8 protein-coding genes are annotated in these 11,882 nt (G+C 63.9%); 3 read left to right on the top strand and 5 right to left on the bottom strand.

The genetic code is table 11. From position 1 onward, the window contains the following. Positions 1-3 precede the first annotated feature (3 nt). On the bottom strand, positions 4-1,725 hold the full coding sequence (locus FBZ89_RS13105) for a GH39 family glycosyl hydrolase (protein WP_246172172.1): 1,722 nt from the start codon (positions 1,723-1,725) through the stop codon (positions 4-6). A 176-nt stretch (positions 1,726-1,901) separates the two neighbouring features. On the opposite strand from FBZ89_RS13105, the gene FBZ89_RS13100 reads away from it, so the two are divergent. Both FBZ89_RS13100 and FBZ89_RS13095 read left to right on the top strand, forming a co-directional pair. Next, a complete protein-coding gene (locus tag FBZ89_RS13100) occupies positions 1,902-4,046 on the top strand; it encodes an alpha-L-arabinofuranosidase C-terminal domain-containing protein (protein ID WP_246172171.1) in 2,145 nt (714 codons plus the stop codon). A gap of 34 nt (positions 4,047-4,080) precedes the next feature. Continuing rightward, a complete protein-coding gene (locus FBZ89_RS13095) occupies positions 4,081-5,151 on the top strand; it encodes an alpha/beta hydrolase (protein ID WP_145750419.1) in 1,071 nt (356 codons plus the stop codon). Between the two features lie 51 nt (positions 5,152-5,202). Here the strand turns inward: FBZ89_RS13095 and FBZ89_RS13090 are convergent, their stop codons facing one another. Continuing rightward, positions 5,203-5,712 carry a YciE/YciF ferroxidase family protein gene (locus FBZ89_RS13090; RefSeq protein ID WP_145750418.1) on the bottom strand — a complete coding sequence of 170 codons (510 nt, stop codon included), beginning with the start codon at positions 5,710-5,712 and terminating at the stop codon, positions 5,203-5,205. 368 nt (positions 5,713-6,080) lie between these two features. On the opposite strand from FBZ89_RS13090, the gene FBZ89_RS13085 reads away from it, so the two are divergent. After that, entirely contained in the window at positions 6,081-6,491 is a 411-nt protein-coding gene (locus FBZ89_RS13085) for a con-10 family general stress protein (RefSeq protein ID WP_145750417.1), read from the top strand. A gap of 1,194 nt (positions 6,492-7,685) precedes the next feature. Here the strand turns inward: FBZ89_RS13085 and FBZ89_RS13080 are convergent. From FBZ89_RS13080 to FBZ89_RS13070, 3 genes are all read right to left on the bottom strand, one after another. Then, complete coding sequence (locus FBZ89_RS13080; protein ID WP_145750416.1) at positions 7,686-7,979, bottom strand: hypothetical protein; 294 nt, start codon at positions 7,977-7,979, stop codon at positions 7,686-7,688. A gap of 61 nt (positions 7,980-8,040) precedes the next feature. After that, positions 8,041-9,291: an HlyD family secretion protein gene (locus FBZ89_RS13075; RefSeq protein WP_145750415.1), complete on the bottom strand. Its 1,251-nt coding sequence runs from the start codon at positions 9,289-9,291 to the stop codon at positions 8,041-8,043. Continuing rightward, positions 9,288-11,450: a peptidase domain-containing ABC transporter gene (locus FBZ89_RS13070; RefSeq protein WP_211115214.1), complete on the bottom strand. Its 2,163-nt coding sequence runs from the start codon at positions 11,448-11,450 to the stop codon at positions 9,288-9,290. Before FBZ89_RS13070 ends, FBZ89_RS13075 begins: the two co-directional genes overlap by 4 nt. Between the last annotated feature and the right edge of the window lie 432 nt (positions 11,451-11,882).

Below are 11,882 nucleotides of genomic sequence, written 5' to 3'. Positions count from 1 at the left end.
TCGTTACCAATCCAGCGCCAGCAGCGAGACCGACTGGCGTGGCATATCCAGGGTGAGGATGGCGGTGCCACCCGAGGGTGCCAGCCAACGGGGCGATTCCATCAGTTGCAGCCCGGCCTGCCCCTTCAGCTCCGCCAGTTGCGCCGGGGTCGGGTTCTGCGGCGACCCCATGGCCTGCCAGGCGGTATAGGCGTTGGAGTGGCGGTCATCGATGCGGTAGTGGCTCAACCGCACCCGCGCCGCCGCCTTGGGCAGGCCGGTAAGGCTCAACGCCACGGGCGTGGGGTCGGCCGGCGTCGCCGCGTCGTGATAGTTCCACACCATCACGGCGGCGCCGCGCGCGTCGGCGGTGGCCAGGGCGTCGATGTCCGGCGCGTCGCGCACGCCGTGGGCGATGATGTCCGCCGCAGTCCGGATGGTGGCGCCGGCGGTGGCGACGCGGGTGCCGCGCAGCATCGCCGCCATCCGGAAGAAGTTCAGGATGGGCTTGTCGATGCCATTGGTCGACAGGTCGCGGAAGCCCTCGAAATAGGCCCGGCCCTCGAACTCGAACGACCAGCTCAGCATGGCCGCTAGGTTCACGCCGTGCCGGTCGGCCAGCTCGAACAGGCGCTTGTAGGCGGCGGCGGTATAGGCGGGATACAGCGCGCCGTTGCGATAGGCGTTGGCGGGGTTGACGGTCATGGAGCAGGCGGCGCAGCCCTCGGGGTCGGCCTCCGACAGGATGATGGGCAGGGGACGGAATTCGGGGTGGCCGGCGATCAGGGCGAAGCCCTTGTCCACGTCCGTCAGTTCCTGCGCCAGGCCCATGGTCACCTGCCCGTCCTGGAAGGTGGGCTGGCCCTTGGCGTGGAAGGAGATGAAGTCCAGCGGCACCTGGGTGGCGGCGACGTGGTCCAGGAAATCCTTCAGGAACTGGGCGCCGCTGGCCCCGCCGGGCCCGGTGGTGGCGGGACCGCCCACCTTGGCCTGGGGCAGTACGTCGCGAACCGCGGCGACGGTGGTGTCGTACAGCTGGAAATACTGGGTGGGCGTGCCGTGCCAATAGGGGATGTCCGGCTCGTTCCACACCTCGAAATACCAGCCGGCCACGGCTTCCCGGCCATAGCGCTCCGCCAGGTGGGCCACCACGGTGCGGATCAGCGCCCGCCACTTGGCGGGATCCTTGGGCGGGCTGTGCACGGTGCCGCCGATGGCGGCGTCGGGATAAACATCCTCGTAAGGTCCGGCGCCGCTGGCCAGGGCTTTGGGCGTGAAGCCCAGTTCCACCATGGGCACCACGCCGGCGTCGCGATAGGCGTCGAAAATCCCATCCAGGATATGGAAATCGTAGACGGGGTTGCCGGCCGCGTCCTCGGAATAGACGTTGGTCGAACTCCATTTCAGCGCCGCCACGCCGTCGCCGGAACTCAGCAGGTGGTGGGTGCGGATGTGCACCGGCACCGGCGCCAGGTCGTGCAGCTCGGTCAGCAGGGCGCGGCCGTCACGCATGGTGGTGTAGTTGGCCTCGTCATAGCCGAACCAGGCGTAGAGCGGGTGAGTCGGGCCCACCGGATGGGCCAGGTCCACGGTGATGGACACCGGTGTCGGCATGGGTTGGGCCAGCCCCGGCCGGGGCGAAAGGCTCAGCGCCAGCAGGCCGGCCGCCAAGGTGCGCACCCGCCGTCGCCGCCGGGCCGCCTGGCCCTTCCGGCCGTCCTCGCTCCGCCATCCGCGCGCCGCCACCTGTTCCTCCCGTTTTTTGTGGCGCCACCCTGACACATCTTGACTCCAAATCAAATACTCAGACAATTAAATCATGTTAGCGCTCACATTGCGCTGACACGCACACCCCCCGCCGTCACGGACGGGGGGCAAAAATCGGGCGACCCGTCAGGGAAGGGCCCACCTGGGAGGGGATAATGGCAGCCACGCACAACCGCCTGGGGGCGGTTCTCGCGCTTTCGACAGCACTGCTGGGCGGTATCGCGCACGCGGCGGCGGAATCCGCGACCACGCGCCCCGTCACCGCGCGGCCCATCACCGCGCGTATCGACGCCACGCGCGCCAGCGCCGCCGTCACGCCCTACGCCTACGGCATGTTCATTGAACCCATTGGCGGCCTCATGAACCGCGCGCTGTGGGCGGAACTGCTGGACGACCGCAAATTCTACTTCCCCGTCGTCGCCGAGGGGAAGGACCCGCCGCAGCCGCTGTCGGTGGAAGGCAAGCCGGCGCTGGTCAATCGCAAATGGCGCCCCATCGGGGATGAGGCGGCGGTGACCATGGACCGGGTCCAACCCTATGTCGGCGCCCAGAGCGTGCGCGTGGCGGTGGACGCGGCGGCACCGCATGGCTTCGGCCAAGGCGGGTTGGGGGTGGCTCAAGGGCGCGATTATGTCGGACATATCGTGGCCAACGGGACCCCGGGCACGGTGCTGACGGTGGCGCTGATTTGGGGGGTGGGTGCCGGGGACCGCCAGACGGTCACCCTGCCGCCGCTGACGGCGGAATGGCAGAGCCTGGATTTCGCCTTCAAGCCCGGGGCCGATACGCTGGACGCCCGGTTCGAGGTGACGGGCACGGGCACGGGCTTCTTCCGCGTGGGTACCGTCACCCTCATGCCGGCGGACAATGTGGACGGCTGGCGGGCTGACACCACCGCCGTGCTGAAGTCGCTGCACTCCGGCTTCTGGCGCCTGCCGGGCGGGAACTTCCTGTCGAACTGGGACTGGCACCAGGCCCTAGGCCCGCGCGACCGGCGGCCGCCCGTCTACGACTACGCCTGGAGCGCCATGCAGCCCAATGACCTGGGCATGGACGAGTATATGGCGCTGACCCGCCTGCTGGGGGTGGACCCCTACGTGACGGTCAACGCCGGCCTGGGCGACGCCCATTCGGCGGCGGAAGAGGTGGAGTACCTGAACGGCCCGGCGACCAGCGAATGGGGTGCCAAGCGTGCCGCCAACGGCCATCCCGAGCCCTACGGCGTGCGCTACTGGAACATTGGGAACGAGCCTTACGGCTGGTGGCAGATCGGCCGCACCTCGCTGGACTATTTCATGATCAAGCACCGCGAGTTCGCCGCCGCGATGCGGTCGGTGGACCCGACCATCACCCTGATCGGTTCCGGCGCCATGCCGGACCAGATGCATCCGCGCGACGCCAAGGAGAACGCCAGCCTGGAGAGCATCCAGGCCAAGTTCGGGACCGAGAATGACTGGACCGGCGGGCTGCTGGCCAAGGCCTGGGGCGACTTCGACGGCCTGAGCGAGCATTGGTACGACATGGTGGAGAAGCGCCCCGACGCCCCGCCGGCGGACGAACTGATGGAATTCGCCCGCGCCCCCGCCAACCAGGTGCGCATGAAGGCGGAGGAATGGGCCATCTACCAGCGGCGCTTCCCGGCGATGGCGCAGTCGCCCATTTTCCTGTCCATCGACGAGTATGCCTACATAGGGGCCGGCAACAAACCCACCCTGAAGCTGGCGCTGGCCTATTCCATGGTGCTGCAGGAGATGCTGCGTCATTCGGATTTCATCCGTATGAGCGCCTTCACCTTCGGCATCTCCACCCTGGACGTGACCCCGGCGGGGGCCACCCTGAACGCGACGGGCCAGGTCTTCAAACTGTATGGGGATCGGTTCGGCGCCAGTGTCATCCCCGTGGCGGTGACGGGCGATGCGCCGCCGCCGGACCCGAAGTTCGCGGTGGGCTACGATCATCCCCAGGTGAAGTCGGGCAGCCCGACCTATCCGCTGGACATCGTCGCCGGCCTCAGCCCCGATCGGCGCGCGCTGCGGGTCGCGGTGGTCAACGCCACCTTCCAGCCGCACCCGCTGTCGCTGGCGGTCCAGGGGGCGAAGGCCGACGGTGCCGGCCGCGTCTGGCGGCTGAGCGGGCCGGACCTGGATGCCCAGAACAAGGTGGGCGCCGCCCCGCAGGTGACCATCCTGGAGGCGCCAGCCCCGTCCTTGCGCGGGCCACTGACCGTGCCGGCGCTTTCCACCTCGATCTACGAGTTCCCGATCCGCATGGGCGGCCCTGCCGGGGTTGCCGGCCAATGATATTCCCAGGCCAACGATATCTAGGGAGGAACGAATGAGAAAAGCGGCCTATTGCCTGGCCATGGCGTTGGCGGTGGGGGTAGGCGTCGGCCCCGCCCGCGCCCAGGTGGCGACGGAAGCGCCCGCCCCGGTGGCCGGCGCCCGCGCGGCGACGGTGGAGCACATCACCGTGCACGCCCCCACGCTGGAAGGTAACCTGGAGGGCGACGCCGTGGACCGCGACGTCTACGTGGTGCTGCCGCCCGGCTACGCCGCCAATCCGAAGAAGCGCTACCCCGTGGTCTACGCCCTGCACGGCTATTCCATCGGCGCCGCCCAGTGGATGGCGGAAATCCATGTGCCCCAGACGATCGAGGGCGCCTACGCCCAAGGGGCGCGGGAGATGATCGTCGTGCTGCCGGACAGCAAGACGGTCCACAATGGCTCCATGTATTCCAGCTCGGTGACCACAGGCGATTTCGAGACCTTCATCTCCCGCGACCTGGTGGCCTATATCGATGGGCACTACCGCACCATCGCCAAGCGGGAGAGCCGGGGCCTGGCCGGCCACTCCATGGGCGGCTACGGCACCTCCCGCATCGGCATGAAGCATGCCGACATCTTCGGCGCGCTCTACATGCTCAGCCCCTGCTGTCTGTCGCCTCGGGTCCTGGGGCCCATCGACCCCAAGATTTGGGAGACGCTGGAGGCGGTGAAGGCGCCGGCGGACTCCGGCACGCTGCCGTTCATGGCGCGGGCGCAGTTGGCGACCGCTGCCGCCTGGTCGCCCAATCCGCAGAACCCGCCGCTGTACCTGGACCTGCCCGTGAAGGATGGGCAGCCGCGGCCGGAGGTGCTGGCCAAATGGGCGGCCAACGCCCCGCTGGCCTTCATGGACCAATATGTCGGGGCGTTGCGCCGCTATCGCGCCATCGCCATCGACGTGGGTGACCAGGACGGCCTCAAGGTCGATGCCGGCAAGCTGCACGAGGCGCTGGACAGCTACCGCATCGCCAACAGCTTTGAGATTTACCCGGGTACCCACACCAGCCACGTGGCGTTCCGCATCCAGGAACAGGTCATTCCCTTCTTCAGCCGGAACCTGGATTTCGGCGAGGCGCCCTGACGGGCCACCGGGTCCCGGTCAAGGTCGACCGGGACCCGGCCAACCGTCGCGTCAGGCCGCGCGAACCTGTTCCGCCGCCGTGTCGTTCACGGTGCGGGACGCCTTGTTCAGGATCTGGTCCGCGTTCCTTTCCTCTTCCAGTGTTTCGGACAGGATGTCGGCGGCTTCGTTGTACCCCAGCGCCACGGCCCAGGCGATGGCGGAGCCGTAGCTGGCGATCTCATAATGCTCGACCTTCTGGGCCGCGGCGATGATGGCGCTGTCCAACGCCTCCGGTGACAGGCCCAGGTCGAGCAGCTCATTGGCCTCCGACAGCATGCCCTCCATGGCCTCGCATTTTTTGCCGCGGCTGCGGCTGCTGGTGTCCAGCGTCTCAAACACCTTGTCCAGCCGCTCCACCTGACCCCGGGTTTCCTCCAGGTGGGTCTCCAGCGCCTGCCTCAAATCGTCGGCCGACGCCGCCTTGGCCAGCTTCGGCAGGGCGCGGACGATCTGGCGTTCCGCGCTGTAGATGTCTCGAAGTTCCTCGATGAACATGGTTTGCAGGGTCTTTTGCGCCATGGCGTGCTCTCCGATCTGATCGGGCGGTCCGATATGTCCCGCCCAGGGCCTTGCTGGCGGAGAAGCGCCGACGCCGGCTTCCGTTCCATGCAAAACGAAATCTTCGTCGAGGGATGATGACGGAATTATAGGCGTAGAGGGGAATTTTCGATCGCGCACAAGTGGAAATTTATGTATTTTCGGAATTTAAGCGCAGCTTTGACTTATCTGTACTTCATAAAATAGTTTTATCTCGCGAAATTTGGAACCAATACGAACGCTTGGCCTTTATATGACACACCGCCAAAAAGATAAGATATCCGGCCCGGATGGGCCGGGGTGCGCCGAATACGGAAACGGCGGTGCTTCCCCAGAATGGAGAGGACGTCATGAGCAAGGACAATGGAACTTCCAATCGCGGCTTCGCCTCGATGGACGAGGACAAGCAGCGGGATATCGCCAGCAAGGGTGGCTCCAGCGTGCCCGATGAGAAGCGTAGCTTCTCGCAGGATCATGAGCTGGCGGCCGAAGCCGGCCGCAAGGGCGGTGCCAGCGTTCCGGACGAGAAGCGCAGCTTCTCCCAGGACCGGGAGCTGGCCGCTGAAGCCGGTCGCAAGGGCGGTGAGGCCTCTGGAGGCAACTTCGCCCACGACCGCGAGCGGGCGTCCGAGGCTGGCCGCAAGGGCGGCGAGGCGTCGGGCGGCGGCAACCGGGGCGGTGACGGCAACTTCGCCAACAATCCGGAACGCGCGTCGGAGGCCGGCCGCAAGGGTGGTCAGGCGTCCCACGGGCATCGTTAGCGGAACCGCCTGGGAAGGCGGGGCGTCCGGTAAGCCAAAAGCGCTAGCAACGCTCCTGCTCGGATAGCAAGTCCGCTGTCCGAAACCGGCCGCCGTCGCTCCCTCCCGGCGGACGGCAGGTTCCGGCCACGTCGGCGGCGTGGCCGGAACCCCCTCCCCGGGGCACCATATCAGGGTGGAAATTGTTTAGGCAGCATTCCTATCCTAGCGAAGTCAACGCCATGACCGCCCTTTGCGGCAGCAGCGTGCTAATGAACGAGGTGCGACAAACCTAGTGACAGATTACAATGGAATATAATATCCAGAATTTACTTGGCCATCCTGGAAGAAAACAAATTTCTAATATATGACCGCATCAATATAATAAGGACGATTATAGAAAAAGATGCGCCACCTACAAGCACTATGTTTACGGCACCTGAAATAAACTCGACCACAGAATTATGAGATATTCCATATCTTTCCGGACGCAATATATCGTACAATGAAATATAAGTTATTGCCATTGTCGTTACTGATATAATATAATATGCATCCAATATGGAAAATTTCTCAATGCGCAAATTTCTTCTATTCAATGTTAACTGTTCTAAACGCCTTCCAAAAAACAATTTCACCCTGACAATAAATGACATAAATAAAATTGTAGAAATTACAAGTGGTATTGGCGCATATGTTGCTTTATCGCAATAAATCGCAATAAAATATAATACTATAGAAATAGAAGATGCACATATACCATATGACGAAAACTTCATCATATGCTTAATTTCGTCGTTATTGAATTTGAATACTTTTATCTTTTTCCCAGAAATTATAGATTCTGCACTGACGAACGCCATATAGGTGGACGTATTTTGCAAATTCCTAATTATCATTTCCCGCTTCCATAGAATGCGCGCCTACCTGCTAGGGATCCTCTAACAGGTAGGCGGCTGTCTGTCACTTAGGGAATGGAACCACCGCTGACACGAGTGCCTGCGGCGGCGGCGGCAGTAGCATTCGCCAATGCAGCTGTGGTAACGGTGCCTGCGGCTTTGATGGCGTTAACTATAGACGGTGCGAAGCGCGCAATAGCCGCCGCGCCAGCCAAAGTCTCACCGGTAATGGCCGCGTAGGCAGCCGGTGCAATAAGAACAGCGCCGCCAGTGGCAAAAACAATAAGGCCAACTCCGGCAGCAACCAGAGACGCTGTCACAACGATTTCAACCAAAGGATCTTGTGGGCGGAGTTGTTGCCCACCGGTGCCATCAGGATCACCACCGCCACCCCCTGCCACGGATGCGGATAATCCGCTTCCGTCATGCCGGGATGGGCGGCCAGCCAAGCCTGCTCCTTCTTGTAGGCCTCGATCTGGGCCGAGGTGGCCGGACCGCTACTTCCGGTGTAGCTATAACCATCACCCGCGCCCAATCCACTACCGCCAGCCGAAACACTGGCGTCGCCGCCAGAAACCCAGGCGCATTCATCTAAAGAAATCTCAATCATTCTATGTTCCTGTTCATTTGAATCAGACGTTTTGATAATTATTATTGCGTCTAGTACCTCCTCATTTGCCGCCCAGACTGCGCGCGGCCCTTAACGGGTCGAGCACCCAGTCGATGAAGTGCCGGCGGTCGGTGACGACATCGCCGGTCAGGGTCATGCCGGAGGTCAGCGGCCGGTCTTCGCCATAGGCGGTGACGCTGGTGTGCTCCAGGCTTACGGTCACGCGGTAGACTGGATCCTTGTAGGGGATGGGCGCCAGCAGCTCGCCCTCGCGATAGGTGGCGTGGCTGACCTGGACCACCCGCCCCCGTACCGCACCGAAGCGCTGGTAGGGGAAGGCATCCACCCGCAGCCGCACCTCCTGCCCCGGTTGGATCAGGCCAGCCGCGCGCGACGGCACCAACAAGTTGGCCTCCAGGTCGCTTTCCGCCGGCACCAGGGCCGCCAGCGGCGACTGCGCCGTCGCCGTCTGTCCGGGCTGCGCTTGCAGCGCCGCCACCCGTCCCGCCACCGGCGCCACCATGACGTAGCCCCGGTTCACCTCCAGCTGCGCCAGCGACTGCTCCAGCTCGCTCCGCGCGCTGCGCAGTTGTGCCAGCTTGTCCGCCCGCTCCGCTGGCAGGGAGGCCAGTTGCGATTGCGTGTCCCGTAGGTCACCCTGGCGCGCTTCCCGTTGCCGCTCCAACTCGCGGATGGCGCCCTCTTGCGCCAGCACCTGCTGCTTGCGCCGCGACAGTTCCAGTCGCGTGCCGTTGCCATTCGCCTCCAGGCCGGCATACCGGGCCACGTCGTCCCGTTGCAGCACCTGCAGGTCCCGCTCCGACACCAGGCGTTGGTCCAGGCTGGATAGTTCCTCCGCGATGCCCTTGAGGCGTGCGGCCAGACGCCGGCCTTCCTCGGCATAGCGCGCCTCGGCTGCCGCGATCTGCGCGTCGCTCTCGCGGATGCGCGCCTGGGTTTTCAGCCGCAGCTTTTCCCCCACCGGGCCGTCAGTGCCCGCCATATCCAGTGACAACGCTACCAGCGGCTGGCCCTGGGTGACCCTGTCACCCTCGTGCACAAGCACCGCCGTCACGATGCCGCCCTTGCTGGCGTAGACCTGGGCCAAGCCGCCGGTGGGGGCGACGTAGCCCTGCACCGTCTCCGTCTTGGCGTAGGTGCCGGTCACCAGGTAAGTCGCTGCCGCCAGGGTGAACAGGCTCAGCACCGCTGTCATCACCCCGTGGCTGACCGGCTGCACGATGATGACTTCGCCCCACAGGCGTCGGCGGCGGTTCTCCACCGCCTCGGGGCGGAACAGGCCGGCGGTCATGGCACGGCCTCCAGCGTCTCGTCTGGGGTGGGTACCAGGTGCGGCGGCTGGCTGGATACCTCCCGTACCAATTCCCGCACTTGCCCACCTTCCACCGCGAACAGCCGGTCGGCACCCTCGATGGCCGTTGGCCGGTGCGCCACCACCACCCGGGTGATGGACAAGGCGGCGAAGGCCTGCATGATGCGGCGCTCCGCCAGCATGTCCAGATTGGCCGTGCCCTCATCCAGGAACAGAATGCTGGGACGACGGTACAGAGCGCGGGCCAGCAGCACCCGCTGCTGTTGGCCACCCGACAGGGTGGAACCCAGATCGCCCACCAAGGTCATATAGCCCATGGGCATGCGCACGATCTCATCATGGATGGCCGCCAGCTTGGCCACCTCCTCCACCCGCTCCAGGTCCAACTCGGGGTCGAAGAAGGCGATGTTGTCCGCGATGGTGCCGGCGAACAGCTGGTCGTCCTGCATCACCACACCGATACGCTCCCGATAGGACCGCAGGCCGAAGGCGGTCAGCGGCAGGCCGTCCACCAGCACCTCCCCCTCATTAGGCGGGTAGAGCCCCATCAACAGCTTCAACAGGGTGGACTTACCGCCGCCCGAAGGCCCAACGAAGGCCGCGAACTGCCCAGGCTCGATGGACAGGGCCACGTCCTTCAGCACCCAGGGTTCGTGCTGGGCATAGCGGAAGTTGATGGCGCGTAGCGCCAAGGCACCCGCTAGCGGGCGGTCCTCGCGCACTTCGGCATCCAGGCCCCTTTCGACGTCCTCATGCACGGCGTCGGCCAGACGTTCCAGGTGCAGGCCCAGCATGCGGAACTTGAAGAACTGGTTCACCAGCGACAGCGCGGCACTGGAGAATTGGCCCCGGTAGGATTGGAAGGCCATCAGCATGCCCAGGGTCATCTCTCCGGCGATGATAGCCTTGGCGCCCAGATAGAACACCAGCAGGGTTTCCGCCCCCGACAGGATGGACAGGCCGGCGCCGCCGTTCAGTCCCACCTTCTGCACCCGCAGGCCGTTGTTCACGCTGTCGGCGTAGGCGTTCTGCCACACGGCGTGGCGCTCCCGCTCCCGTCCGAACAGCTTAAACGCCCGGGCGCCACGGATGGTCTCCAGGAACACGCTGTCCACCTTGGCCTGATACTGGATACCCTCGTTGGCCAGGCGCCGCAGCCAGGGGAAGGTGCCCAGCCGCACCCCGATCAACAATGCCAGCGAGGCAAGGACGATGCCGGTTAAAACGGGAGCGTAGAGGATCATCACCACCAGGGTGATCAGGGCCATGACCCCGTCTAGCGCCACGGAGATTATGCCGGCGGCCAGCAGGTCCTGAACCGGCTGCAGCGAGTTGAAGCGGGAGAGGATGTCGCCCAGGGTCCGCTTCTCGAACCACGGCACCGGCAGGCGCAGGGCATGGCGCAGCAGGTTGCCCCGCATCTGGAAAGTCAGCAGTGTACCGAAGTGCATCTGCACATAGCCGCGCAGCAGCGTCGTGCTCACCTGGATCAGCAGCAGCAGGGCGGCACCGATGACGATGACGTTCAGCAGGTCCAAATCGCCCTTGGCGATGGCGTCGTCCACGATCATCTGGTTGACCAGGGGCGACACCAGGCCGAACAGTTCCAGCAGGGCCGACAGCGCCAGGATCTGCACCAGGCTGGGGATGAAGCCTGCCGCCTTGGACCACAGGTCGGCCAGGCGCACCCGTTCCACCACCTCGCGCTTCTGGAAACTGACCGCCGGGGTCAGTTCCAGCGCCACGCCAGTGAAATGCTTGGACACCTCGGCATGGGTCAGGCGCCGCAGGCCGCTGGCCGGGTCGTGCACCTCCACCCAGCGCGGCGTCACCCGACTCAGTACGACATAATGCGCCAAGTCCCAATGCAGCACGCAGGGGCGCTTCAGCTTGGACAGGTCGTCCAGCTCTAGCCGTAACGGGCGGGCGGTGAAACCCAGCGCGTCGGCGATGGCAATCAGAGTCTTGAGTGTGGTGCCCTTCAGCGACACGGCATGCCGCCGCCGCAGCTCAGACAACGTTACCCGATGGCCGTGATACCCCGCCACCATCGCTAGGCACGCCAGCCCGCACTCCGCTGCCTCTGATTGCAGCACGGGCTCGATTTGGGAATAGGTGCGAAAGGAGATGGAACGCAACAGCAACTCCAACGGGTCATACGATGTGCAATAATATTTCCGTAAATGGATCGGAAATTTTTCCTCTGCGCAACGAACGTTCGCATGACAGCAAAATCACATTTGTTGCGTCAATGTAAAAATACAACCAATAAGATAGTTAAATTTGCATTTACATTGTTAAATTGGCGTTATCAAAGTAACGTTGCTATTCACCCGCAGTGCATCCTATGGTAGAGCTTTCCTAGCTGCAGAATAAATCAAAAATAGAAGGCTATTAATGTATTTTTAACGTGAAACACTATTGCTTGCGCCTGATAGAGTCGATTCGCATTATGGTGCTGGTACGCTAATACCACATGTGTGGACGGCCCCGCCGAAACAAGGTGTTGGCGTAAGATTTTGTTTGGGTTGAAAGCGGTCATGTGTCCGGCCTTTGTGCGCGGTCGACAG

Origin of the sequence: Nitrospirillum amazonense (assembly GCF_007828045.1) — a bacterium.
In the GTDB taxonomy this organism is placed as follows: domain Bacteria; phylum Pseudomonadota; class Alphaproteobacteria; order Azospirillales; family Azospirillaceae; genus Nitrospirillum; species Nitrospirillum amazonense_C.
Note: the sequence above shows the minus strand (reverse complement) of the source record. Positions and strands in the feature narration are given on the sequence as shown.

Coding starts and splice junctions, on each gene's coding strand:
- FBZ89_RS13100 (WP_246172171.1), top strand. CDS start 1,902: ATGGCAGCCACGCACAACCGCCTGGGGGCGGTTCTCGCGCTTTCGACA.
- FBZ89_RS13095 (WP_145750419.1), top strand. CDS start 4,081: ATGAGAAAAGCGGCCTATTGCCTGGCCATGGCGTTGGCGGTGGGGGTA.
- FBZ89_RS13090 (WP_145750418.1), bottom strand. CDS start 5,712: ATGGCGCAAAAGACCCTGCAAACCATGTTCATCGAGGAACTTCGAGAC.
- FBZ89_RS13085 (WP_145750417.1), top strand. CDS start 6,081: ATGAGCAAGGACAATGGAACTTCCAATCGCGGCTTCGCCTCGATGGAC.
- FBZ89_RS13080 (WP_145750416.1), bottom strand. CDS start 7,979: ATGATTGAGATTTCTTTAGATGAATGCGCCTGGGTTTCTGGCGGCGAC.
- FBZ89_RS13075 (WP_145750415.1), bottom strand. CDS start 9,291: ATGACCGCCGGCCTGTTCCGCCCCGAGGCGGTGGAGAACCGCCGCCGA.